The following is a 23,649-nucleotide window of genomic DNA, read 5'->3' on the forward strand; positions in this document are numbered from 1 at the left end:
AGGTTCTGCGGCGACGGACGAACGGTAAATCTTGAAGCGTAGATCGCAAGCCTCAAGGATCGCCAGCCGTTGCAATTCAATAAAAAGGCCCCCGCGGAAGACCGTGGGGGCCGTAAAACGCAGTTGCTAAAAGCTATCAGTGCTCTTTGCGCGAATAAACAGACTTCTTCGTGAGGTAGAGCAGTGCCGTGAAGATGAACAGGAACACCATCACCATGAAGCCAGTGCGCTTGCGCTGTTCCAGGTGCGGCTCTGCGGCCCACATCAGGAAGGCCGAGATGTCTCTCGAATACTGCTCAAGCGTCTGCGGCGTGCCGTCATCGTATGTCACCTGATCGTTGCTGATCGGCGGAGCCATCTTCAACGATGTGGCGCTGGCGAAATACGGGTTGAAGTGCGTTCCTTCCGGAACCTTGTAATCCGAACCATCTGGGTTCTTGATGCCAGCCGGCGGCTCCTGATATCCCGTCAGCAGCGCATGGATGTAATCCGGGCCGCCTTCCTGATAACCGCCGACGATCGGGATCATGTCGATGATGAACTGCGGGAAACCGCGTTCCACACCACGCGCCTTGGCGAGCAGAGACATATCCGGAGGGGCGGCGCCACCGTTGGAGGCAGCAGCCGCTTCCTTGTTCGGATAGGGCGATGGGAAGTGGTCGGATGGCACGGCCTTGCGGGTGAACATCTCACCGTCTGCGTTCGGACCGTCCTGCACTTCATATTCCGCAGCGAAAGCCTTCACCTGATCTTCCGAATAGCCAAGGCCTTCCAGCGTGCGGAAAGAAACAAGGTTCATGGAATGGCAGGCGGAACAGACTTCCTTGTAGATTTTCAGGCCGCGCTGCAGCTGACCCTTGTCATATTTGCCGAAGGGACCGGCAAACGACCAGGTTTCCTCATGCGGCTTCAGGATGGGGAAGTGCCCGCCTGCAATCGCATGGGTCGTTTCCGCCGCGAGATCGCCGTGGCCTTCCTCTGCCGCCGTAGCGGTAAACCCGCCGAGGACGGCCATGAGCGCGATGCCCGTTACAAGCTTCTTTACTGTCATCATTGTCTCCCGCACTCAGATCTTCACGCCGGCAGGCGTATCTGTGGTCGCCTTGGCGTTCTTTTCGAGAACGGCCTCGGTGATCGAATTCGGGATCCGCCGTGGCGTCTCGAACAGGCCGAGAAGAGGCATGATGGCGAGGAAGAAGCCGAAGTAGTAGAGTGTGCCCAACTGCGACATCGTCACATAGAGACCTTCTGCTGGACGCGAGCCGAGCCAGCCGAGCATGATGGCATTGGCAACGAAGATCCAGAAGAACAGCTTGTACCAAGGACGATACACGGCGGAGCGAACCTTGGAGGTATCTAGCCACGGCAGGAAGAACAGGACGACGATCGCACCGAACATCACCAGAACGCCGCCGAGCTTGGAATCGATCGGGCCGACATTGAAGGTGATGGCACGCAGCATGGCGTAGAACGGCAGGAAGTACCATTCCGGCACGATGTGAGCCGGCGTCTTCAGCGAATCCGCCATGATGTAGTTGTCAGGGTGGCCGAGGAAGTTCGGCATGTAGAAGACGAACCAGGCATAGGCGATCAGGAAGACCGAAACGCCGAGCGCATCTTTCAGCGTTGCGTAAGGCGTGAACGGAACCGTGTCCGTCTTGCTCTTGACTTCAACGCCTGTCGGGTTGGTCTGGCCCGTCACATGCAGCGCCCAGATATGCAGGATAACGACACCGGCAATCATGAAGGGGAGCAGATAGTGAAGCGCGAAGAAGCGGTTCAGCGTCGGCTGATCGACAGCAAAGCCGCCGAGCAGGAACTGCTGGATCCACTCGCCGACCAGCGGGAAAGCGGTGAAGAAGCCGGTGATAACCGTTGCGCCCCAGAAGGACATCTGGCCCCAAGGCAGAACGTAACCCATGAAGCCGGTCGCCATCATCAGGAGGAAGATGACGCAGCCGAGAATCCAGAGGATTTCGCGCGGAGCCTTGTAGGAACCGTAATACAGACCGCGGGCAATATGCAGATAAACCGCGATGAAGAAGAAGGACGCGCCATTGGCATGCATGTAGCGCAACAACCAGCCATGGTTCACGTCACGCATGATCTTCTCGACGGAGGTGAAGGCAACCGTCGTCTCCGCAGCATAATGCATGGCAAGCACCACGCCCGTCAGGATCTGGACGATCAGCATGACGGAAAGCATGGCGCCGAAAGTGTAGGCGTAGTTCAGGTTGCGCGGAACCGGATAGGCTACGAAGCTGTCATAGATCATACGCGGAAGCGGAAGGCGGGAATCGACCCATCTCTCGATGCCGGTCGATGGCTGGTAACTGGAATGACCACTCATTTCATCTGTCCCCTTATCCGATTCTGATCACGCTATCGGATGTGAATGCGAAGGTCGGAATATGCAGGTTTTCCGGCGCCGGACCTTTGCGAATGCGGCCCGCCGTATCGTAGTGCGAGCCATGGCAGGGACAGAACCATCCGCCGAAATCGCCGGCCTGACCGAGCGGAACGCAGCCGAGGTGAGTACAGGAGCCGATCATGACGATCCAGTTTTCCTTGCCCTGACCGGCCGAGCGGTCGATGTCGGTGGCCTGTGCATCGGGCGCAAGGTTGGCGTTACGGGCAACAGGGTCCTTCAGCTGAGCCAGCTCGACGGCGTTGGCTTCCTGAATTTCCTTTTCGGTGCGGTTGCGAATGAAGATCGGCTTTCCGCGCCATTTGACGGTCAGCGACATGCCAGGCTCGACGCTGGCGACGTTGACCTCGATGGAAGCGAGTGCGAGCGTGGATGCATCGGGGCGCATCTGGTCGATGAAAGGCCAAGCAACGGCGGCGGCGCCCACAGCACCCGCCATACCCGTCACAAGGTAAAGAAAATCGCGACGAGTGGGTTCACCCGACGCGTCATGGTCATTTACGTGCTCGCTCACCGCTACACCATCCTCTGCGCTAATTTCGTTGAAAATCGCATGAGTCCTCCCGCTCCGATTTGATCCAAGACAAACTCCATCCCCAGGGTCTCGGCCATGCTTGCGCGAAGACAAAATCGCGCTTGATATGTGTGATCGCAAAATATGCTCGACTTTGGCAAGAGGAAAGCACACAAAGCTGCCGTAATTTCGCCTCGGGCCGCATCTTTTTCATCCGTTTTTCGCGATTGGCTGTCTATCGTGCAACATTGTGTGCGGGCATGGCCCGTGCTAAGCGACATTCGGGAGCGCGAGAAGACGGGAATTTACGCGTGAAAGCACGGCTCACCTGCATCGCCTCGATGGCGATCATCGCAGCTCTTTTTTCAATAAGTATCAGATATATCAAAGATTTTTGGCTTTTGGCCTTCGTCACCAGCTTTCAGCTGCACATCGCAGTGCTGGCCGCTATTGCCTGCGTCATCTGCCTCATCTTCCTGCGCTCGCGCCTCTTCATCGCGCTTCTGATCTGGTCGCTCGTGCTCTGCGCGCACGCGGTCTCGATGCAGTATGATTTTGCGACGGACGGCCAGTATACAGCTGGAGCCAAACCCTTTCGCCTGATGTCATTCAATGTGCTGCGAGAGAATCGCAGGAGCGCCGAATCAATCGCCGATGCCATCCTGGCGTCAGAGGCGGACGTGGTCTACGTCATGGAAGCGGGCGCTGTTCGTGGCGTGCTGCCGCGCCTGCAACAGACCTACCCCTATCGCCTTGGCTGCGGCACCGGAACATCGTCCTGCGATCTCCTGATGCTGTCCAAGCGCCCGTTGCGCAATACCAGGATCGGCACGCTGAGCTTTGTCAGTCCGGAGCGCTCCGGTTTTGCACAGATAGACCTGGATGGCGTCACGCTCAATCTCGCGCAGGCGCATCTGACAAAGCCCTATTTCGATGAGTACCACAGTGACGAACTGTTCAACTTGGCGCGGTCGCTGAGAAACCTGAAAGGGCCAGTCATTCTCGGTGGCGACTTCAACTCCGCCAGCGTGGTTCCGGATATGCGCCGTTTCATGGAAAATGCGCAGTTGCAGAAAGTCAGCTGGGAACCCGCGACATGGCCGATTGAAGCCGGTCGCTTCGGCATTGCCATTGACCATGTCTTCGCCCGCAAGCCTGCGACGTTGATCAGCGTTAAGCGCTTGCCCGACAATCTGGGCTCCAACCACTACGGGCTGATTGCGGACTTTATGATCTCTGCGGAATAAGTCGACAGAGCGATTGAAGACAAAGGCTTACGGCACATTAGTTCTTAAGCGGGTGGAGGTGCTTAAACGTCTTCCGCATCCAGAAAACCGCCGGACTGGCGCGCCCAAAGCTCCGCATAAAGCCCGCCGCTTGCCACCAGTTCGCCATGTGTGCCTTGCTCGACAATTCGCCCGGCATCCATCACCACCAGCCTATCCAGTGCTGCGATCGTCGACAGACGGTGCGCGATTGCCAGCACTGTCTTGCCCTTCATCAACGCGTCGAGATTGTTCTGGATTGCAGCCTCAACTTCCGAGTCCAGCGCCGACGTCGCCTCATCCAGTATAAGGATTGGCGCGTCCTTCAGCATCACTCGGGCAATTGCGATACGCTGACGCTGTCCGCCGGAAAGCTTCACGCCGCGCTCGCCCACATGCGCATCGAAGCCCATGCGACCGCGCTGATCTTCCAGACGCGCAATGAACTCATCCGCCTGCGCCCGCCGCGCGGCTTCGAGCAACTCTTCTTCGCTCGCCTCCGTCCGGCCAAACATGATGTTGTCACGAATGGAGCGATGCAGAAGCGAGGTGTCCTGCGTCACCATGCCGATATGGGCGCGCAGCGTCTCCTGGGTCACATGCGCGATATCCTGTCCGTCGATCAGGATGCGCCCCTGCTCCACGTCGTAAAAACGCAAAAGCAGATTGACGAGCGTCGACTTGCCAGCACCCGAGCGCCCGACGATCCCGACCTTTTCGCCAGGAGCAATCGTAAGGTTGAGGTGATCGATGACACCCTTGCCGCGCCCATAGTGAAAGCTGACGTCGTCGAACTGAATGCTCGGCGTCATCACCTTGAGCGGCTTGGCATCGGCCGCATCGACAAGGCCGATAGGCTGCGAGATCAGTTCGGCAGCGTTCTGCACCGTGCCGAAATTGCGCATAATGCCGTTGAACTGCGTCATCAACCGTCCGAGCAGGAAGTTAAGCCGCAGCACCAGAGCAAGCGTAAAGGCCACGGCGCCCGAGCTGATCTTGCCCGAAAGCCAAAGATCGATGCACAGTGCGGCCATCGAGGTGATCATGATGCCCGATAGCAGCGCCATCGACGCTCTCACGCCAGTGATGAACCGGGTGAAGGTCATGGTGGTGCGCTGGAACGTATCGAACCCCTGGCGCATATAGCGGTCATTGGCATCATCGCGGCCAAAGAGGCGCAGTGTCTGGATGTTGCTATAGGCATCCACCATACGCCCGTTCAGCATTGAGGCGGCTTCTGCGGTTTCTCTCGAATGGAATCGAATGCGGGGCACGAAGTAGCGCGCCAGCATGGAGAAGATGCCAACCCACAGGACAACGACGAGGCCGAGGCGCCAGTCCAGCCCGCCGATCAGGAAGAGCATCGACACGGAATAGATACCGACGAACCACACGCTTTCCATCAGCGAGGTCACGAGATCGCCGGCCGCCTGCCCGCCCGACCAGACCTTGGTGACGATACGGCCGGAAAAGTCGTTCTGGAAGAAACTCAGCGATTGCCGCGCCACATGCATGTAGGATTGCCAGCGCACCAGATTGTAAAAGCCCGGCGTGATGATCTGCTGATCGACAAGCGCAGTCAGCATGGTGACGACGAAGCGCACCACCGCGATCAGGAACAGCATGCCGACCAGTTCGTAGCCGTGAGTGGAAAGCAGCCCCGACCAGCCATCACCCGGTTTGACAGTGGAGAGAATATCCACCAGCCGCCCGACGAACCAGAAGAGTGCAGCTTCGATCGCCGCCGTCAATCCGCCCAGCACCAGCATGGCAAAGAACGGCGCCTTAGCCTGCCGAAGGTAGAACCAGATGAAGCCGAAGGTGCTTTCCGGTGGCCTCAGATCGTCCTTGCGGGCGAAGGGCTCGATCCAGTTTTCAAAATAGCGGAAAACACGGGTGATGATCATATTGATTGTATAGGCGGATTCTTGAGAGGGGCAAAGAAGAGGGCAGATTATATTTCGGTAATGCGTCAGCCCAGCAGGGAAGCGTGCTTGGCCTCAGCGACACAATCCTCAAATGAAAAAAGGCGGGAGATGTTCCCGCCCCTTGGATCGATCATCTCAGGCTATCGTCAGAACTCAGTCCAATTGTCCTGGGCAACGGCAACCGCCGCTGGACCCCTCGACGGGAAGGCCGAGGCGAGCTTCTGTCCGAGCGCTCTCACGGGCGATTGTTGTGCTGGCTGTTGGGATGTCTGCACAAGTTGTGGGGCGACGCGAACTGGCGCACCACCCTCCAGCTTGAACTGCGAGAGAAGTGCCATCAGCGAGGCCGCTTGCGTTGCCAGACCGTAGGTCGCAGCACTTGACTGCTCGACCATGGATGCATTCTGCTGCGTGCCCTGGTCCATCTGATTGACGGCCGAGTTGATCTCGGAAAGGCCGGTAGACTGTTCGCGGGCAGACGCGACGACAGCTGCCACGTTTCGGTTGATTTCCTGAACTTCCGCCACGATCGCTTCCAGCGCCTGTCCCGTTTCTCCAACCAGTGTCACGCCGTCGCGCACCTGCTCACCGGATTTGGTGATCAAGGCCTTGATTTCCTTGGCAGCACTGGCAGAGCGTTGGGCGAGCTCGCGCACTTCCTGAGCCACGACGGCAAAGCCCTTACCCGCCTCGCCCGCACGCGCTGCCTCCACACCAGCGTTGAGTGCAAGCAGATTGGTCTGGAAGGCGATGTCGTCGATCACGCCGATAATGTTACTGATCGCGTTGGACGAGTTTTGGATTTCGGTCATGGCGGTCACGGCCTTGCGAACGACCTCACCGGATCTTTCGGCACCGGCTCTGGTCTTCGCCACCAATTCCCCGGCATCACCCGCCTTGACAGCAGAATCCTTCACTGCCGTCGTCACCTCTTCAAGCGCTGCAGCCGTCTCTTCAACCGATGCGGCCTGCTGTTCGGTTCGCCTGGAGAGATCGTCGGTCGCCGAGCGGATCTCATTGGCACCGGCGTCGATCATCCGCGCGTTTTCGCCGACCGAGCGAAGCGCCGCCTGCAGCTTTTCGACTGACTCGTTGAAGTTCAGCCTCACCCCATCCAACTGGCTGACGAAGGGTGTCTCAAGCCGGAAGGTCATGTCGCCATCGGCGAGATGCTTCAAGCCATCGGCAAGACCGTCCACCGCAAAGGTTACGTCTGCGGCTTCCTTTGCCTTCTGCTCCTCTCGCGCCAAGCGCTCACGCTCGCTCAGACTGCGATTGGCTTCCGCCTGCCTCTCAAGCCGCTCACGCTCGATCGCATTGGCGCGAAAGACGGACACAGCGGCGGCCATTTCGCCGATCTCGTCGCTGCGCTGCCCATGGGGAATATCTCTCACGGTATCGCCGCCCGCAAGCGCATTCATCGCCCCGGTAATGTCGGTGATCGGCCGCGCGATCCGGAAAAGAGATAGAAGTGCCGCCCCGATAGCGATGATGCTCACCGCAATGAGGGCTGTGATCGTGGCTTTCAGAGCGAGGGACGACGCGTCCTGCAGGTGATGATAGGATTCGTTTGCCATGACCTTGTTCGCGGCAATCAAGGCATTGATGGCCTTGGTCGAGGCCTCCGCCGCGGGGTTCATCCGCGCGGTCCTCAGCGCCATCGCCTCATCCACTTTGGAGGCGGCAAGAAGGCTGATGAATTCGCTGCCCGCCTTCTCGTAATCGGCAACAGCGGATGAGAGCTCGGCGAACACGCGCTTCATCTCAGGAACGACAACGGTCGAACCATAGGCATCGAAGGCAGTCTGCTGCGCCGTGATGGCGGCCTGAAGCGGTACGGATGCTTTTTGAACGTCGTCTGGCGTTTTGGCGCTGAGAAGAACGACATACTGACGGCGAACATCGCCAAAGCTTCGATCCATGTCGCCGATGAGAAGTGTGCGCTCAAGCCGGTTCGCAAGCCTTGCGCCCTCCTCCTCCATCACGCTCATGGAATAGATGGCGAGAGCGCCCTGAATAGCTCCCAGGACGATCAACAGCGTGAAGAGCGCTGGCAAGAGCAGTTTGATTTTCATGCTGAACATACGCATGATACCCCCGATAGTAGAACAGATAGTCAAATACAGACCTCTGTGACTACTATTACGGGTGATTCTTAAAGATAATGTTATTGATAAACATCAAGAAACGAGTAGACACTTGAAGTAATAAGGTCCCCACATGATGATGCAGGGACCAAATACTTCAATATACTGATTATGCTGGCATCAAGTTATAGGGGATTCCTATTCGCCAGCTTCCTTCATCTCCGGCTCCTCATCGGCAATGAAGCCGCCCGACTGGCGCTGCCATAGATCGGCATAGATGCCACCATGCGCCACCAGTTCGGAATGCGTCCCGGACTCGACGATCTTGCCTTTGTCGAGAATGATCAGGCGATCCATCTCGGTCAGGGTCGACAGCCGGTGCGCAATCGCAATCACCGTCTTGCCTTCCATCAGGGCGAACAGGTTCTCCTGGATCGCCTGTTCGACTTCCGAATCCAGCGCCGAGGTTGCCTCATCGAGGATCAGGATCGGCGCATTCTTCAGGAACACGCGCGCAATCGCGATACGCTGACGCTGACCACCGGAGAGCTTGACCCCGCGCTCGCCGACCTGCGCATCGAGCCCCTGGCGGCCATGCATGTCCACCAGCGTTTCAATGAACTCCCAGGCATTGGCGCGTTTGGCGGCAGCAATGATTTCCTCGTCGCTCGCACCGGGATGACCATAGGCGATGTTATCGCGAATGGAGCGGTGCAGAAGCGATGTGTCCTGCGTCACCACGCCGATCAGACCTCGCAGGCTGTCCTGCGACACCTTCGAAATATCCTGTCCGTCGATGGTGATCCTGCCCCCTTCCAGATCGTAGAAGCGCAACAGAAGGTTCATCAGCGTGGTCTTGCCGGCACCGGAGCGCCCGACGAGACCGACCTTCTCACCTGCCTTGATGTCCAGCGTCAGCCCGTCGATGACACCCTTGTTCTTTCCGTAATGGAAACGAATGTCGTCGAAAAGGATCGCCCCTTTGTGGGCGGTCAGGGTCGGTGCGTTGGCCGCATCGACGATATCGTGCGGCTTGGTCATCATCGACATGCCGTCATAAACGGTACCGATGTTCTCAAACAGCGCTGTCACTTCCCACATGATCCACTGCGACATGCCGTTCACGCGCATCGCAAGACTGATGGCAATCGCGACCGAACCGGCCGTGACCGAACCCTGCATCCAGAAATACAGACCAAGACCCGCGGTCGAGAACATGACGACCGCATTGTTGATGTCGATCAGCATGTTGAAGCCGGAGATCTTGCGCATCTGGCGGTGAACCGTTCCGAGGAACACGTCCATGCCCTCGCGCGCATAAACTTCTTCACGCCCCGCATGAGAGAACAGCTTGATCGTGGAGATGTTGGTATAGCTGTCGACGATGCGGCCTGTCATCATCGAGCGCGCATCCGCCTGCTCCTGCGCCAGTCGCCCGAGCTTCGGCACGAAATAGGTCAGGATGCACAGATAGATACCGAGCCACGCGAGCAGTGGGATCACCAAACGCCAGTCGGCAGCCGCGACCATGAACAGCATCGAAATGACGAAGCTGATCGCATAGACGAAAACGTCGATGATCTTCAACGCCACTTCTCGGATGGCGAGCGCGGTCTGCATGACCTTGGTCGAAACGCGGCCTGCGAACTCGTTGGCAAAGAAGGTCATGGAATGGCGCAGCAGGTACCGGTGCATCCGCCAGCGCGCGATCATGCCGAAATTGCCGGCCAGCGTCTGGTGCATGGTCATCGTGTGGATCGCGCCCATCAATGGCAAGGCGATCAGTACGAGCGCACCCATGCCGACGAGATGCCAGCCCTCATCCGCAAAGAAGGTCTCGCGGTTGGCGGTGGAAAGCCAATCGACGATGCTTCCGAGGAACTTGTACAGCATGGCTTCGGCAATCGCGATGCCCATGGACATGAGCCCGAGCAGAAGAAGCCAAGGCCATGCCGGCTTCACGTAATGCCACATAAAGGCGATCAGCGTCTTCGGCGGTGTCGACGGCGTGGACGAAGGAAATGGATCAAGTCGTTTTTCAAACCAGCCAAACATGAGGCTAAGCTCCGAATAGAAAAACCCGAAAGGACATGCGCAACGGACGTGAAGCGCCACAGCCAGAACGGGAAAACACATGGAACGTGGCCGTAACAGCCACATGACGAAATCTTAAATCGGAAAAATGCGGGAGATCCGCAGAGAAACACCTAGGCCTGAAACGGCACGACAAAGGCCGGGAGGCGATATCGAATATGCGTATTCATCTGAACCTCCTATGGCTGGTGTTGAAGATGAGGCCTTTTAGCTCAAAAGATAATCATTGACCAGACGTAAACGGCTGCAAATCCAAGATTGTGTCGTGTGTGGTTCAGGTTGTGGCGTTTGAGTGACAGCCGCGGCAACGTATGGCTGGTCACGAAACGGCCTCCATGCTACCGCCTCCACCTCATCGAAAAGAGGAACGTCATCATGTCCAACATCAGGATCGCTCTCTATCAGCCGGATATTCCAGGCAATACCGGCACGATCCTGCGGCTTGCAGCATGTCTGGGCATCAGCGTCGATATCATCGAGCCTGCGGGCTTCGACATTTCCAACCGCAACCTGAAGCGCGCCGGAATGGATTACATTGCCGCTGCTGCACTCACTCGCCACGTCAATTGGGAACGATTTCAAGAGTGGCGCGCAACCTCTGAGCGGCGTTTGATCCTGGCTTCGACAAAGGCTGCCCTGCCCTATACAAAGGTGAATTACCGACCGGACGATATTCTGCTCTTTGGTCGCGAGAGCGCTGGCGTGCCTGACCACGTGCATGACAAGGCGGATGAGCGGGTTCTGATCCCCATGGTGGAAGGCCAGCGTTCGATCAACGTCGCCATGTCGGCAGCGATGATCACCGGCGAAGTTCTTCGTCAAACATTTTGGTCATAAATTTTCCGGCGATCTGAAAAGATTGTTTCAGAAACTTCTGTACCACTGAACTTTTCCTCCCTATGTTGGTTAGCCAACGAAAGATTTCCCGCACGATCTCTTCTTCTCCGTCTCAGCCGCTCGGCAAGGAAGACTTCGCGCAAGGCTATTCTTCGATCATGACCGAATAGACGGAAAGGAGTGGCCGCTCATGGAATCCACCATCGTTATCGTCAATTTGCTCGGAGCAGTCGCGCTGCTGCTCTTCGGTCTGACGCAAGTCAAGGACGGCGTCACGCGTGCATTCGGCGTCAAACTCAGAACCATCCTGGCGACGAGCACCAGAAACAGCCCCCGCTCCTTTGCCTCTGGCTTCATCGCCACCATCGCACTTCAAAGTTCGACGGCGACAGCCCTCACCGTCGCCTCCTTTGCCGAGCGTGATCTGATCCGCCCGCGCATGGCGCAGATCGTTCTTCTCGGCGCCAATGTCGGCACCGCTGTTACCGCCTGGATTTTCGCAACCGGCGTCGCGTGGCTCTCGCCGCTCCTCATCCTCTCCGGCATCGTGCTGCGCAAGGGCAACTCCAATGCCCGTCAGGGCGGCGGCACCGCTCTGGTCGGGGTCGGGCTGATGCTGCTCTCCCTGCATCTTCTGAGCAGTGCCACCGAGCCGATGCGCGCCTCACCGGCACTCGGCGCCTTCATCGGCCTGCTGGACGATGCCTGGCCAGTGGCGCTGCTTCTATCGGCTGCCATGGCGTTCTTCTCCTCCTCAAGCCTCGCAATGGTGGTGTTGATCCTGTCGCTCTCCTCCGCAGGCATCCTCTCTACGGGACTGATCATCGTTCTCGTCCTCGGCGCCAACCTGGGCGGCGCGATCCCGCCGGTCATTGCGACCATGAGCGGCCCGGCCGCCGCGCGACGGATCACGCTTGGCAATCTCGTCATCCGCGCGATCGGCTGCGCCATCGCGATGCCGCTCGCCTCCTATGGTGCGATAGCTTTGCAACAACTGCCGCTGTCGGAAAGCATGCTGCCAGTCGACGCGCACCTTATCTTCAATATTCTGCTGACCATCGTCGCATGGCCGCTTTCCGGCTTCGTCTCTGACTTCATGGCAAAAGTCGTGCCAAGCGATGTGCTAAGCGACGACGGCCCGCGCTTTCTCGACAAGGAGGCGCTCGACACGCCGGTCGTTGCGCTGGCCAATGCCACACGCGAAGTCCTCGTCATCGGCGATACGATCGAGCGCATGCTGATCCGCGCCGAAAACGCCTTCAAACACAATGATCTGGCGCCACTTGCTGAGATCGCGACGCTGGAGAAAAAGGTCGATCAGTTGCAGCAGGAGGTGAAGATCTACCTCTCGCAGCTTGGCCGGAAGGGGCTGGACGAAAACGATGCGCGCCGTTCAATCACGGTCATCGACTACGCCATCAATCTCGAACATATGGGCGACATCATCGAGAAGGGTCTTTGCGAACAAATCCGCAAGAAGATCCTGAACGGCTTCAAGTTCTCCGATGAAGGCTACGATGAGTTGAAGACGCTCTTCGACATGACCATCGAAAACCTGCGCGCGGCGCAAAGCATCTTCGTCACTGGAGACCTGTCGCTTGCCCGGCGGCTGATGGAAATCAAGATCGATATCCGCCGCCTCGAAAAGCGCTCGTCAGGCCGTCATCTGGAACGTCTGCGCGACGGCCTGATGGAAAGCCTGCAAACCAGCTCGCTGCATCTCGACATGCTGCGAGACCTCAAGCGCATCAACGCCCATATCGTCTCCGTAGCACATCCCATCCTTGATGAGAGCGGCGTGCTGGGCGAGAGCCGCCTGCGCACAGCCGAGACGCGGGCGTGAAGATTTAGCAGGTTTTTTTGGGACAAGCCCCCTCGCACTGCCGTCATCCTCGGGCTTGACCCGAGGATCCATCTTTATACAACGCTTTCAGGAGGGTGTGGATCCTCGGGTCAAGCCCGAGGATGACGGCAGTGGGTGGGGAGAGCTCAGCAAAAACAGCGCCTGTCGTTCAATCAGCAGACGGCAAACGCCGCATGGTGAACTCGATCTGGTCGCCTTCCAGCTGCCGCCAGCTCTCCACTTCCGTCCAGTAAGCGGCCTTCGGATATTCCTCGAACCATTCTTTTGCCTTGGCACGGGCTTCCGCCCGCGTCATGCAAAAGGTCTGGCGCACGAACATGCCGCTCTTTTGATTTTTGGGCACACCCCCATCGCGGTCGCGCCGATGGGCAGCGATCCTGCGTTTCAAGCCTTCGAGCGGTGGCGGTCCGGTAAATTTCGTCATGCCAATACCTCTTATGCTGGAAAGATAGTGCGCCACTGCCCGCTTGGCGAGTCGAAATCGCATGTGCAACAGACGGCGATCACCTTTTGGTGGGACGCATGACTGCGCGCAAAACCGCTACACACTTCTCATCGAAATGCTCTAAATCGTCAGAACAACATCGAATCGCATGAAGGAGACCGGATATGGAACGCCCCGTTTTGCCAAAGGGCCTGCCGGACGACATCGAGGACAAGAAGGCGATCGCCAAAGCCTGGTTCGAGAGCCTGCGCGATACGATCGTTACCTCCTTCGAGACCATTGAAGACGAGCTTCAGGGTCCGCTTTCCGATCAGCCGCCAGGGCGCTTCGTGCAGAAGAAATGGCTGCGCGACGAAGGAGAAGGTGGCGGCGGCATCATGTCGATGATGGAAGGCCGGGTCTTCGAGAAAGTCGGCGTGCACACCTCCACCGTCCACGGCGAATTTTCCGAGGAATTCCGCAAGCAGATCCCAGGCGCCGACGAAGACCCACGCTTCTGGGCGTCCGGCATTTCGCTGATCGCCCATCCGGTCAATCCCAATGTCCCGGCTGTGCATATGAACACGCGCATGGTGGTGACGACCAGCCACTGGTTCGGCGGCGGCGCCGATCTGACGCCGGTGCTTAACCGTCGCCGCACCCAGGAAGACAACGATACGCAGCTCTTTCACCGGGTCTTCGAGATCACCTGCAACCGCCATGCCGTCGCCGACTATCCGCGTTACAAGCAATGGTGCGACGAATACTTCTTCCTCAAGCATCGCAACGAACCCCGCGGCATCGGCGGCATCTTCTTCGACTGGCTGCACCCGGATGAAGACAAGGGCGGCTGGAATGCCAATTTCGCCTTCGTCCAGGATGTCGGACGCGCCTTCAACCTCGCCTACCCCAAGATCGTGCGCGGCAACTTCAACCAGCCTTGGACGGAAGAGGATCGCGACGAACAACTGATCCGCCGCGGCCGCTACGTGGAGTTCAACCTGCTGCACGACCGCGGTACGATCTTCGGCCTGAAGACCGGCGGCAACGTCGAGTCGATCTTGTCGTCTCTTCCACCCGTGGTGCGCTGGCCTTAGTGCTCACAAGGGGGCAGCTCATCAGCTTAAAATAAGATTGTGTCCCCTCTTCCCTTCAATGTAAAATTGAAAGAGATTGGACGTCCGTCTCTCAATGCCCCTGCCTTTGCGAGATGCGAGACGAGGGAAAAATGAGTATCTACCGAATTTTGTTCAGGTTGCTGTTTAGGCGAAAGAGAACGCCGACCCGTCGGAAAGAGTCACTTGTTATCATCTCGGCACCAGAGGCGGTGCTACCGCCTAAAGTAGACTCGCAGGCAAGCGTGCCAGCTAAGATGCTCCAAGGTAAATGCTGGGTCGTCGACGGTGACACCATCGTTATCGATAAAACTCACATCCGGTTGGCTGGAATTGATGCGCCTGAGTTGGATCACCCATACGGCAAGCAATCAAAATGGTCGCTGGTGCAGCTTTGCAAAGGTCAGGTCATCACGGCACACATCAGACCTGAAATCTCCTATGATCGCGTCGTTGCCGAGTGCTTTCTGCCGGATGGCAGAGATTTGTCTGCCGAGATGGTCCGAAATGGCATGGCGCTGGATTGGCCGAAATTTTCTGCGGGGAAGTACAAACACCTTGAAACTGTGGATGCTAGGCGCAAACTGTGGCGCGCCGATGCCCGACAGAAAGGCAGGCTGCCTCCCACCGCTTCCGGCCTCAACTAACAATCACGAAAATTTTGATCTTCTTTCGCGTAAAGGGTCAATTTTTGAAAAATTGGCCCTACCGCAAATTCGGGGCAGTGATAATCTGTGAGTCCTAGATGGACTGGAGGAGATATCGTGATGATGACTTCGAACAGCATGCCCATTTCTACGGTAAACGGCGCACAACCGCGCATCGTCCCAACATCAGAACTGATCGCGCGACTGGCGGCAGAAATGCGCGAGACGGGAGATCGCGAACTGCCGCTGTCGTTCTATGTTGAGCAGGTGAAGCGCAAGCTGGCCAATGAAAATGCCGCCAATGACGACACGGTAGCCGAGCCAACTGGCCCCGCAGCGGCCTCCTCATCTGTCTTCGCCTGCTGGGCTCTGCCTGAACAGGGCTGAAGCTGGCACGTCATGCGTGTGCGCCTCGCACCATGCGGGGCGCGATTTGATCCGGAACATTACCTTCCCGCACCCGTTTGAACGGTATGGCTGGCTGCAGTGGCAGCGTCAGCCGACAATCCATATAGGGAGGCTGTAATGAGACTTTTCGAATGTGGAACATTGGTGCCCGGTTGCGAATGGCACACCCGCGCCGATGAAGACGCTGAAGTGGTACGCCGCAGCGTCGAGCACATGCGCCAGGCGCATGGCGAAACGACCATTCGCGAGAACATGGTCGAGAACATCAAGGCCCGTATTCGCGACGAAAACCAGGTCGAAGCCTAAAAGCTCCGACGCACCTGATCATGCATCACCCCGGACGTTGTTCGGGGTGGGATATCTTATGAGCGCTGCTGCAGCTTCGTCGCCAGACGCGAGAGCAACGTCTCACGGTCGGCAGCAAAGTTGCCATCCACCCACCCGATTTCAAGTTCGGAGAGAACTTCCCCCACCTGAGGACCAGGAGTTACACCTGCTGCGAGCACATCCGCACCGCTCAAAGGAAATGCAGGCTTATTGAATTTTTCGGCACGAGTAAGAAGCGTGGAGAGCCGCGCTATCTTTTGCATCGACGCGTCTCCCGCCGAAAGATCCGCCCTCGCGGAAGCAAGAGCGAGCTTCAATCGTGTCTTCACGCCCTCAACCCCTTGTCGATAGAGGAGACGATCGAGCGCAGTCTCGGCAAGCGACGGATCGACTGCTGGGGCTTTTGCCCATTGATCGAGACGAGCAGCCTCGTTCTTGGACATGCGCAGCCGGCTCGAAAGAGCAGCAACCCGCTCGGCAACCGGTGGCATGATAGAGGCAAGCCGCAGCATCGGGTCTGGCTTCCAGCCAAGCGCCTGCTCTGTGGCGACCAGACCGTGGATCGCGTCGATGCCCCATTTCTCCGTTTCCGGTAGCACCTGCGCCAAAACACCGGCTTGCCGCATCCAAAGGAGTGCGCGCGATGGATCGTCGGCTGAAAGCAGCTTCTTCATTTCGCTCCACACCCGTTCGGCAGAAAGCGTCGAGAGCTTGTCCTTGGCACGCGCGCTGGCCCGTAGACCATCCGCATCGGGGCGGCCGGAGCCATAATAGGCGAAGAAGCGGAAGAACCGCAGGATACGCAGGTGATCTTCGGCGATGCGCCGTTCCGCATCGCCGATGAAACGAACGGTTTTGGTTTCGATATCGGCAAGTCCGCCGATCAGGTCGATGACCTCGCCCGACGAATCGGCATAAAGCGCATTGATCGTCAGGTCGCGGCGTTCGGCGTCCTCTTGCCAGTCTGTGCCGAAAGCAACCTCGGCGTGGCGTCCATCTGTAGTCACATCGCGCCGAAGCGTCGTCACTTCATAACCTTCGCCATCGACGACCAGCGTCACCGTGCCGTGCTCGATCCCTGTCGGCACAGCTTTGATACCGGCATCTTTTGCCCGCTCCACCACGTCCTGCGGCGGCAAGGTCGTCGCCATGTCGATATCGCCGACCGACATTCCCATCAGCGCATTGCGCACGGCCCCGCCCACCACGCGCACTTCGCCGCCATCGGCGTTCAGAAGCGAAAAAATCCGCTGAAGGCCGGGTTTGGAAAACCAGCTCTGCCCGGCAATGCCGCTCATGAATAAAACCTCTCGTAAATGCTGCGCACGATGCCCGCCGTAATGCCCCAAATGTAGCGCTCGCCATAGGGCATTTCGTAGAAAAACCGCTCTCTCCCCTGAAACATCCGGCTGCCTCGGCTGTGGTTGGCCGGGTTCATCAGGAAGGACAGCGGCACTTCAAAGACCTCGTCCACTTCAGCCGGATTCGGCGTCAGCGTAAAGCCGCGCCTGACGACGGCAAGGACCGGCTTGATGCGAAACCCTGTGCCGGAGATATAATCCGGCATCCGCCCCACCGTTTCGATGAAATGGTGAGACATCCCGATTTCCTCTTCCGTCTCTCGCAGTGCCGCGTCTTCCGGTGAGCGATCCTGCGCATCGATCCCGCCGCCCGGAAAGGAAATCTGGCCGGAGTGATTTCGCAATGTCTTTGTCCGCTGGGTGAAGATCACCCTGGCCTCATCGCCGTCATCGATAACCGGCACCAGCACCGCCGCGTCCTTCAGCCGAATACCATCCCCGGACAGTTGAACGCCGGGATTGAGGATGTGATCGCCGATGTCTCGCGCTTCGCGATCTTCGCGCTCGGCAACGCCCGCGCCATCTTCCAGTACCCGCCGCCGGAAGTCCGCAGCCGTGAAGATTGCACCTTGAATTTTGGCAACGGGAGTCAACGTGGATCTCCCTCATCCCTGTGCTCGTGACAGGGATTCGGTCGTCGTGCGTCGGCGCGACGGGAAGGCTCTTTCAGTCCAAGACTGGGCTGGCTGGATTCCCGTGACGTCCTCGGACTTGATCCGGGGAACAGGAATGAGGAGAGAAACATTTCCGCCAACCTCATTCTCATTGAGATGCTTTAGTTAATTCATCCGCCGGCATGATAGGAAACACCTCACCGCCGGAGCGCACCGAGAACATCGCGCGGCCATCGACCTCGATCACTTCGCCGAGTTCCACCAGATCATACATCACCGCACGCGACACCAGAGCCTCGAGCCGCCCGCGCACAAGGAGATAGGGTTTCAGCTCATCATTTTCGCCGCCAGTGGTGAAGCGCAGCGGGTGCTCAGGCCCAGCTTCCACCACATCACCAACATTTGTTCGAAAGGTCAAAAGCGGCGCGCCCTCTTTCTCGCTCACGCTCATCTCGACGGCAATGAAGGGTGCGTCGACCACCCGGATGCCAACCCTTTCCACAGGGGTTACAAGGTAGGTCTTGCCGTCCTCGTCCTTGCGCAAAACCGTTGAAAACAGGCGCACAAGCGGGGCTCTGCCGATGGGCGTACCCATGTAAAACCAAGTGCCATCGGCGCGGATTTCCATATCGAGATCGCCGCAGAAAGGCGGGTTCCATTTCTCGACCGGGGCCGGCCCGCGCGGCTTGTCGCCGACCTGCTCGCTGGCGCGGGAAATCAGTGCCGCAAGCCCTGCCGCATCGGTTGCCGCATTAATCCTGTCATCTGCCATATTCGAGCCCTGCTTTGCCAATTATGCAATAAAGGAACATGGGTAACGAGATAGTCATTTAAAGGATGCTTGTCAGCGGTAAGCGTGGCAATAAGCTATAGGCAGCGCTAAATCCCTCCTGTATTCCAATAGGAAGGTTGAACGTTAAAAGCCGCTGCGGCGGGGTTTTGAGGAGAGCCATATGGGCGTGATGAACACCACCGAAACCCTGGACGAAAAGGCGATCGTCGCCGCGGCGGAGAAGGCGCTGGCCGACATCGCCGCCATTCGCGGCGAAGTCTCCAAGGTCATCTTCGGTCAGGAAAAAGTGGTGCAGAATACACTTCTCGCCATTCTCTCCGGCGGTCATGCGCTGCTCGTCGGCGTGCCGGGTCTGGCAAAGACCAAGCTCGTCACCACGCTTGGCACGGTGCTGGGGCTCGATGCCAACCGCATCCAGTTCACCCCCGACCTGATGCCGTCCGATATTCTTGGCTCCGAAGTCATGGACCAGGATGAAAGCGGCCGCCGCTCTTTCCGGTTCATCAAGGGTCCGATCTTCGGCCAGCTGCTGATGGCCGACGAAATCAACCGCGCCAGCCCGCGCACCCAGTCTGCCCTTCTACAGTCCATGCAGGAATATCACATCACCGTTGCTGGCCAGCGCTACGATCTGCCCAAACCCTTCCACGTTCTGGCAACCCAGAACCCGCTGGAGCAGGAAGGCACTTATCCGCTGCCCGAAGCCCAGCTCGACCGCTTCCTGTTGCAGGTGGATGTGGATTATCCAGAGCTTGCGGCTGAGCGCCAGATCCTGCTCGACACCACGGGCACCGCATCGGCAGAAGCACGCCGCATGATCGAGTCGGAGCGGCTGATCGAAATTCAGACGCTGATCCGCCAGATGCCCGTGAGCGACAAGGTGGTGGATGCGATCCTTTCGCTCGTCCGCTCCGCCCGCCCGGGACAGGGTAACAAACTGACCGACAAGAACGTCGCATGGGGCCCTGGCCCGCGTGCCGGGCAATCGCTGATGCTGACGGCGCGTGCGCGCGCGCTGTACGAAGGCCGTCTGGCGCCCTCGCTCGACGATATCTATGCACTGGCAGAGCCCGTGCTGGAACATCGTATGGCGCTCACCTTTGCAGCCCGTGCCGAGGGCATGTCGGTGCGTGATGTGATCGCCGGCCTTGTAGAGCACGCCAAGCACTAAGCCGCCATCCGACAGGAAGCGGCCTCAGGAACAGACAGGAGCGCATGTGGCATCCATCGGCCAGATCGTAGAGCAGACATCGGGCAGCGACGTGCTGGCCCGAGCGCGCCAGCGCGCCGCTCTGGTGCCGGATTGCATGGTGGAGGCCAGGCGCATCGCCAACACTGTCACCGCCGGATGGCATGGCCGCCGCAAGCGCGGCATCGGCGAAAACTTTTGGCAGTTCCGGCCGTACGCCGATGGCGAAAGCCTGTCACGCATCGACTGGCGGCGCTCCGCGCGGGACGATCATACCTATGTGCGCGATCGCGAATGGGAAGCCGCTCACACCATCTGGCTCTGGGCCGATCTATCGCCATCGATGATGTATAAATCCACGCTTGGAACCGTCTCCAAGGAAAGCCGCGCGCTCGTCCTGCTGCTGGCGCTGGCGGAAATCCTTGCCCGCTCCGGCGAGCGCATCGGCTGCCCTGGCATCATGGAGCCGGTCTCGGCCCGCAACGCAGCCGAACGATTGGCCAATGCCATCATGCACGCACCCGCCACCACCGGCCTTCCCGATACGAGCATGATCCGTGGCGCCAGCGACATCGTGCTGATCGGCGATTTTCTCGATGACGCGACGACGATCATGGAGCGGCTCTCACCGCTTGCGCGTCGTGGTCTTGGCGGTCACGTCGTAGAGATCGCCGATCCGGCGGAAGAGGTCTTTCCCTACAGCGGACGCACGGAATTCTCCGATCCGGAAACCGGCGAAAAGCTGACCTCGGGCCGCGCCGAAACCATTCGCGAAGACTACACCCGCGCCTATTTCGCTCGCCGCGAAGCGCTCTCCTCGTCGCTGCGTAGACTCGGCTGGAATTTCATCTTCCACCGCACCGACCATCTGGCATCCGAAGCGCTGGTCGCCATGCACATGTATCTCTCCGGCTCGCCGGCTGGCGGGCGAAACGGAGACCGCCCATGAGCGCGTTTCCTTTCGTCTTCACCAGCCCTTATATTCTTTTCGGCCTGCTGGCTTTGCCCGCCATCTGGTGGCTGCTGCGTCTCACGCCACCGCGCCCCAAGGCGGAAGTCTTTCCGCCGCTACGCATTCTCGCAACCGTTCTGAAGCGCGAGGAAACACCATCGAAAAGCCCCTGGTGGCTGACGCTGCTGCGCATGCTGCTGGCCGCCGCTGTCATACTGGCGCTCGCCGATCCGGTTATCAATCCGCGCAACAATACACTGGCCGGAAGCGGCCCGCTGGTGCTGGTCGTCGACAATGGCTGGGCATCCGCTCCGGACTGGGAACGCCGCGTCAGAACTGTCGAAGCCTTGATCAGTGACGCCGAGCGGGCAGAGCGCCCGGTATCTTTGACCTTCTCCGCAGATCGCGAACATGATGCCGAACTCGGCACGACTGCCGCTGCCTTGGAGAAACTCGCCGCTGCCAAGCCACAGCCGCTGGTGCCGGATCGCGTGCGCGCTGCAGAATCCGTCGTCGAAGCAATGAACGGCACCGCGCCTGGCACGCTTGCCTTCATCACCGATGGCGTCGCCACACCGCAAGACCGTGCGGCGCTTAGCAGCCTTGCCGGTCTCCAGGCCGCCGAATTCCGTGTAATCGAAGGCGATGGCCAGCAGGTTGCGGCGATCACAGGTGCTGAGAACGGCGCTGAAACCATGAGTGTTTCGCTGTCACGTCTCAACACCAGCGGCCCGGCCAACTACACGATCAATGCCCAAGACGCCCAGGGACGCATTCTGGCGAGCGAAAGTGCGAGCTTCGCGCCGGGAGCTGCCGAAACCACGACCAAACTCAATGCGCCATTCGAACTGCGCAACGATTTCGCTCGTCTCTCCATCGACCGGCTATCCACCGCTGGCGCAGTCCATCTTCTGGATGACGGTTTCCGCCGCCGCCGCGTGGCGCTTCTCGCCGGCGAAACCGGCAATGATTTCCAGCCGCTGCTCCAGCCGCTCTATTATATCAGCCGCGCTCTCCAGCCCTATGTCGATCTGGTGCCCCAGCAGCAGCCGGATTTGGCCGTCGCCATTCCTGAACTGCTGCAGACAAACCCTTCCGTTATCGTCATGGCCGACATTGGCCGCCTGCCGCAGGAGACCTATGCACCGCTGGAACGCTGGCTCTCGCGTGGCGGCACGCTGATCCGCTTTGCCGGTCCACGCCTTGCCGCCGCACCGGCGGAAGATCCGCTGGTGCCGGTGACATTGCGCCAGGGCGAACGCGCTCTTGGCGGCGCGCTGTCTTGGGCCGAGCCGCAGCCGCTTGCCGACTTCCCCAATTTCGGTCCCTTTGCCGGCATGCCGCGTGCTGACGGCGTTCACATCAAGCGCCAGGTTCTGGCCGAACCGACCCCCGATCTTGCCGAACGCACCTGGGCAAGCCTTGCCGATGGCACGCCGCTGGTGACGACGCGCACGGTCGATGCCGGCCGCATCGTGCTTTTCCATGTCAGTGCCGAAGCAAGCTGGTCTGACCTGCCTATCTCTGGCCACTTTGTAGAGATGCTGCGCCGCATCGTTCAGCAGTCGCAAGTCGGCGGCTCTTCGGCGTCTACGAATGCGCCGGCCGCAGCCTTGCCGCCTTATCGCGTCCTGACCGCTACAGGCGCGCTCTCACCCGATATTGGCGCCGCCCGTCCGCTGGAAGCGCGCCCCGGCCAAGCGCCGCGCGCAAGTTTTGACAATCCGCCCGGCCTCTACGGTACGGAAACCGGCTTCGTTGCCTTGAACCTGCTGCCACCTGGAGCAACGCTTCGTCCGATCGACATGTCACTTACCGGCACGCCCGTCGCCACCGAAGGTCTTGTCGGCGAAGCGGCAACGTCGTTGCGCCCTGCTCTCTTCATCGCCGCTCTCCTTATGCTCTTTGCCGACAGCCTGATCATCCTTTTCATGAATGGCGCATTTTCCAAGATGCCGCGCGCGCGCTCATCTGCAGCAGCCATCCTCATCGCAGCATTCTCCACCTTCGCCCTGCTGACGCCCAATCCGGTTCATGCCAACGACGCCAAGCCTGGCGATGAGGAAATCCTCAACCGTCTCGACACCACCCATCTTGCTTACGTGAAAACCGGCGAGGACGATGTCGATCGGGTGTCGCAACAGGGCTTGCAGGGCCTGACCGAGTTCATGACCTGGCGCACGACGCTGGAACCGGGCGCGCCGGTGGGTCTGGATATCTCCAAGGATGAACTGTCTTTCTATCCGATCATCTATTGGCCGATCTCCGCCACGGCACCCATGCCATCGACAGCCGCGATTTCGCGGATCGACGCCTATATGCGCGCCGGGGGCACCGTGCTCTTCGATACGCGCGACCAGTTCTCCTCGCTGAACAGCGGCACCAGCGCCAATGGCGAACGGCTCCAGGAAATCCTCGCCAATGTGGATATTCCACCGCTGGAGCCTGTGCCGCAGGATCACGTTCTCACGCGCTCCTTCTATCTGCTGAAGAATTTCCCGGGCCGTTACACCGGCAGTCCGCTGTGGGTAGAGTCGCGCCAGGATGCGGCCAAAACCACCTCTGGCATCTCGTCCTCGGGCGATGGCGTTTCGCCGATCATCATCACCGGCAACGATTTTGCCGGGGCGTGGGCGGTGGATGACAATGGAGCGCCAGTGCTGCCCACCGTTCCGCCGGATGAAATGCAGCGCGAACATGCCTTCCGCTCAGGCGTCAACATCATGATGTATATGCTGACCGGAAACTATAAGGCCGATCAGGTGCATGTGCCCGACATTCTCCAAAGACTGGGGCAGTAAC

20 protein-coding genes are annotated in these 23,649 nt (G+C 59.0%); 10 read left to right on the forward strand and 10 right to left on the reverse strand.

The features are described from left to right. Positions 1 to 136: 136 nt before the first annotated feature. The 3 genes from WKI41_RS21545 to petA are packed head-to-tail and all read right to left on the reverse strand — an operon-like array spanning position 137 to position 2,942. A complete protein-coding gene (locus WKI41_RS21545) occupies positions 137 to 1,054 on the reverse strand; it encodes a cytochrome c1 (protein WP_340195462.1) in 918 nt (305 codons plus the stop codon). 12 nt (positions 1,055 to 1,066) lie between these two features. Then, positions 1,067 to 2,350, reverse strand: coding sequence for a cytochrome b (locus tag WKI41_RS21550; protein ID WP_340195463.1), 1,284 nt, complete (start codon positions 2,348 to 2,350; stop codon positions 1,067 to 1,069). A gap of 13 nt (positions 2,351 to 2,363) precedes the next feature. After that, on the reverse strand, positions 2,364 to 2,942 hold the full coding sequence (petA, locus tag WKI41_RS21555; protein ID WP_340195464.1) for a ubiquinol-cytochrome c reductase iron-sulfur subunit: 579 nt from the start codon (positions 2,940 to 2,942) through the stop codon (positions 2,364 to 2,366). A gap of 311 nt (positions 2,943 to 3,253) precedes the next feature. Between petA and WKI41_RS21560 the strand changes: the two genes are divergently transcribed. Next, entirely contained in the window at positions 3,254 to 4,189 is a 936-nt protein-coding gene (locus WKI41_RS21560) for an endonuclease/exonuclease/phosphatase family protein (RefSeq protein WP_340195465.1), read from the forward strand. Positions 4,190 to 4,251: 62 nt separating this feature from the next. Here WKI41_RS21560 and WKI41_RS21565 read toward each other — a convergent pair whose 3' ends face one another. The 3 genes from WKI41_RS21565 to WKI41_RS21575 all read right to left on the reverse strand — a co-directional run bounded on the left by WKI41_RS21565 (position 4,252) and on the right by WKI41_RS21575 (position 10,277). Continuing rightward, entirely contained in the window at positions 4,252 to 6,114 is a 1,863-nt protein-coding gene (locus WKI41_RS21565) for an ABC transporter ATP-binding protein (RefSeq protein ID WP_340195466.1), read from the reverse strand. A 167-nt stretch (positions 6,115 to 6,281) separates the two neighbouring features. Further along, positions 6,282 to 8,225, reverse strand: coding sequence for a methyl-accepting chemotaxis protein (locus tag WKI41_RS21570; RefSeq protein ID WP_340195467.1), 1,944 nt, complete (start codon positions 8,223 to 8,225; stop codon positions 6,282 to 6,284). A 195-nt stretch (positions 8,226 to 8,420) separates the two neighbouring features. Beyond that, positions 8,421 to 10,277 (reverse strand): ABC transporter ATP-binding protein, encoded by a 1,857-nt coding sequence (locus WKI41_RS21575; protein WP_340195468.1) that lies wholly within the window; start codon positions 10,275 to 10,277, stop codon positions 8,421 to 8,423. Between the two features lie 414 nt (positions 10,278 to 10,691). On the opposite strand from WKI41_RS21575, the gene WKI41_RS21580 reads away from it, so the two are divergent. Both WKI41_RS21580 and WKI41_RS21585 read left to right on the forward strand, forming a co-directional pair. Continuing rightward, positions 10,692 to 11,153, forward strand: a complete 462-nt coding sequence (locus WKI41_RS21580) for a tRNA (cytidine(34)-2'-O)-methyltransferase (protein WP_340195469.1) — start codon at positions 10,692 to 10,694, stop codon at positions 11,151 to 11,153. Positions 11,154 to 11,343: 190 nt separating this feature from the next. Further along, positions 11,344 to 12,996, forward strand: coding sequence for a sodium-dependent inorganic phosphate transporter (locus WKI41_RS21585; protein ID WP_340195470.1), 1,653 nt, complete (start codon positions 11,344 to 11,346; stop codon positions 12,994 to 12,996). 169 nt (positions 12,997 to 13,165) lie between these two features. On the opposite strand, the gene WKI41_RS21590 is transcribed toward WKI41_RS21585, so the two are convergent. Further along, on the reverse strand, positions 13,166 to 13,441 hold the full coding sequence (locus WKI41_RS21590) for a hypothetical protein (protein ID WP_062440259.1): 276 nt from the start codon (positions 13,439 to 13,441) through the stop codon (positions 13,166 to 13,168). A gap of 185 nt (positions 13,442 to 13,626) precedes the next feature. On the opposite strand from WKI41_RS21590, the gene hemF reads away from it, so the two are divergent. The 4 genes from hemF to WKI41_RS21610 all read left to right on the forward strand — a co-directional run bounded on the left by hemF (position 13,627) and on the right by WKI41_RS21610 (position 15,917). After that, positions 13,627 to 14,538: an oxygen-dependent coproporphyrinogen oxidase gene (gene hemF, locus WKI41_RS21595; RefSeq protein ID WP_340195471.1), complete on the forward strand. Its 912-nt coding sequence runs from the start codon at positions 13,627 to 13,629 to the stop codon at positions 14,536 to 14,538. A gap of 131 nt (positions 14,539 to 14,669) precedes the next feature. Beyond that, positions 14,670 to 15,203: a thermonuclease family protein gene (locus tag WKI41_RS21600; RefSeq protein ID WP_340195472.1), complete on the forward strand. Its 534-nt coding sequence runs from the start codon at positions 14,670 to 14,672 to the stop codon at positions 15,201 to 15,203. Between the two features lie 120 nt (positions 15,204 to 15,323). Further along, positions 15,324 to 15,590 (forward strand): hypothetical protein, encoded by a 267-nt coding sequence (locus WKI41_RS21605; protein WP_340195473.1) that lies wholly within the window; start codon positions 15,324 to 15,326, stop codon positions 15,588 to 15,590. A 138-nt stretch (positions 15,591 to 15,728) separates the two neighbouring features. Beyond that, complete coding sequence (locus WKI41_RS21610) at positions 15,729 to 15,917, forward strand: DUF1059 domain-containing protein (RefSeq protein ID WP_340195474.1); 189 nt, start codon at positions 15,729 to 15,731, stop codon at positions 15,915 to 15,917. 56 nt (positions 15,918 to 15,973) lie between these two features. On the opposite strand, the gene WKI41_RS21615 is transcribed toward WKI41_RS21610, so the two are convergent. From WKI41_RS21615 to WKI41_RS21625, 3 genes are all read right to left on the reverse strand, one after another. Next, positions 15,974 to 17,236, reverse strand: coding sequence for a CCA tRNA nucleotidyltransferase (locus tag WKI41_RS21615; RefSeq protein ID WP_340195475.1), 1,263 nt, complete (start codon positions 17,234 to 17,236; stop codon positions 15,974 to 15,976). Beyond that, positions 17,233 to 17,892, reverse strand: coding sequence for an NUDIX hydrolase (locus tag WKI41_RS21620; protein ID WP_340195476.1), 660 nt, complete (start codon positions 17,890 to 17,892; stop codon positions 17,233 to 17,235). Before WKI41_RS21620 ends, WKI41_RS21615 begins: the two co-directional genes overlap by 4 nt. 169 nt (positions 17,893 to 18,061) lie before the next feature. Continuing rightward, a complete protein-coding gene (locus WKI41_RS21625; RefSeq protein ID WP_340195477.1) occupies positions 18,062 to 18,685 on the reverse strand; it encodes a DUF1285 domain-containing protein in 624 nt (207 codons plus the stop codon). 181 nt (positions 18,686 to 18,866) lie between these two features. Here WKI41_RS21625 and WKI41_RS21630 point away from each other — a divergent pair, with 181 nt between their 5' ends. The 3 genes from WKI41_RS21630 to WKI41_RS21640 are packed head-to-tail and all read left to right on the forward strand — an operon-like array spanning position 18,867 to position 23,648. Next, positions 18,867 to 19,877: an AAA family ATPase gene (locus WKI41_RS21630; RefSeq protein WP_340195478.1), complete on the forward strand. Its 1,011-nt coding sequence runs from the start codon at positions 18,867 to 18,869 to the stop codon at positions 19,875 to 19,877. 46 nt (positions 19,878 to 19,923) lie between these two features. After that, the gene (locus WKI41_RS21635; protein ID WP_062440233.1) at positions 19,924 to 20,844 is read left to right on the forward strand and encodes a DUF58 domain-containing protein; all 921 of its coding nucleotides are present in this window, start codon (positions 19,924 to 19,926) and stop codon (positions 20,842 to 20,844) included. After that, the gene (locus WKI41_RS21640) at positions 20,841 to 23,648 is read left to right on the forward strand and encodes a DUF4159 domain-containing protein (RefSeq protein WP_340195479.1); all 2,808 of its coding nucleotides are present in this window, start codon (positions 20,841 to 20,843) and stop codon (positions 23,646 to 23,648) included. The genes WKI41_RS21635 and WKI41_RS21640 overlap by 4 nt, the downstream gene beginning before the upstream one ends. Position 23,649: the final 1 nt, after the last annotated feature.

Source organism: Agrobacterium larrymoorei, from assembly GCF_037722385.1.
Classification (GTDB): Bacteria; Pseudomonadota; Alphaproteobacteria; order Rhizobiales; family Rhizobiaceae; genus Agrobacterium; species Agrobacterium larrymoorei_C.

Bases quoted from the DNA above. Each gene is read 5' to 3' on its own strand.
- WKI41_RS21590 (WP_062440259.1), bottom strand. From the start codon at position 13,441: ATGACGAAATTTACCGGACCGCCACCGCTCGAAGGCTTGAAACGCAGG.
- WKI41_RS21605 (WP_340195473.1), top strand. From the start codon at position 15,324: ATGATGACTTCGAACAGCATGCCCATTTCTACGGTAAACGGCGCACAA.
- WKI41_RS21630 (WP_340195478.1), top strand. From the start codon at position 18,867: ATGGGCGTGATGAACACCACCGAAACCCTGGACGAAAAGGCGATCGTC.
- WKI41_RS21570 (WP_340195467.1), bottom strand. From the start codon at position 8,225: ATGCGTATGTTCAGCATGAAAATCAAACTGCTCTTGCCAGCGCTCTTC.
- hemF (WP_340195471.1), top strand. From the start codon at position 13,627: ATGGAACGCCCCGTTTTGCCAAAGGGCCTGCCGGACGACATCGAGGAC.
- WKI41_RS21610 (WP_340195474.1), top strand. From the start codon at position 15,729: ATGAGACTTTTCGAATGTGGAACATTGGTGCCCGGTTGCGAATGGCAC.
- WKI41_RS21545 (WP_340195462.1), bottom strand. From the start codon at position 1,054: ATGATGACAGTAAAGAAGCTTGTAACGGGCATCGCGCTCATGGCCGTC.
- WKI41_RS21565 (WP_340195466.1), bottom strand. From the start codon at position 6,114: ATGATCATCACCCGTGTTTTCCGCTATTTTGAAAACTGGATCGAGCCC.
- WKI41_RS21600 (WP_340195472.1), top strand. From the start codon at position 14,670: ATGAGTATCTACCGAATTTTGTTCAGGTTGCTGTTTAGGCGAAAGAGA.
- WKI41_RS21580 (WP_340195469.1), top strand. From the start codon at position 10,692: ATGTCCAACATCAGGATCGCTCTCTATCAGCCGGATATTCCAGGCAAT.
- WKI41_RS21575 (WP_340195468.1), bottom strand. From the start codon at position 10,277: ATGTTTGGCTGGTTTGAAAAACGACTTGATCCATTTCCTTCGTCCACG.
- WKI41_RS21625 (WP_340195477.1), bottom strand. From the start codon at position 18,685: ATGGCAGATGACAGGATTAATGCGGCAACCGATGCGGCAGGGCTTGCG.
- WKI41_RS21585 (WP_340195470.1), top strand. From the start codon at position 11,344: ATGGAATCCACCATCGTTATCGTCAATTTGCTCGGAGCAGTCGCGCTG.
- WKI41_RS21615 (WP_340195475.1), bottom strand. From the start codon at position 17,236: ATGAGCGGCATTGCCGGGCAGAGCTGGTTTTCCAAACCCGGCCTTCAG.
- WKI41_RS21640 (WP_340195479.1), top strand. From the start codon at position 20,841: ATGAGCGCGTTTCCTTTCGTCTTCACCAGCCCTTATATTCTTTTCGGC.
- WKI41_RS21550 (WP_340195463.1), bottom strand. From the start codon at position 2,350: ATGAGTGGTCATTCCAGTTACCAGCCATCGACCGGCATCGAGAGATGG.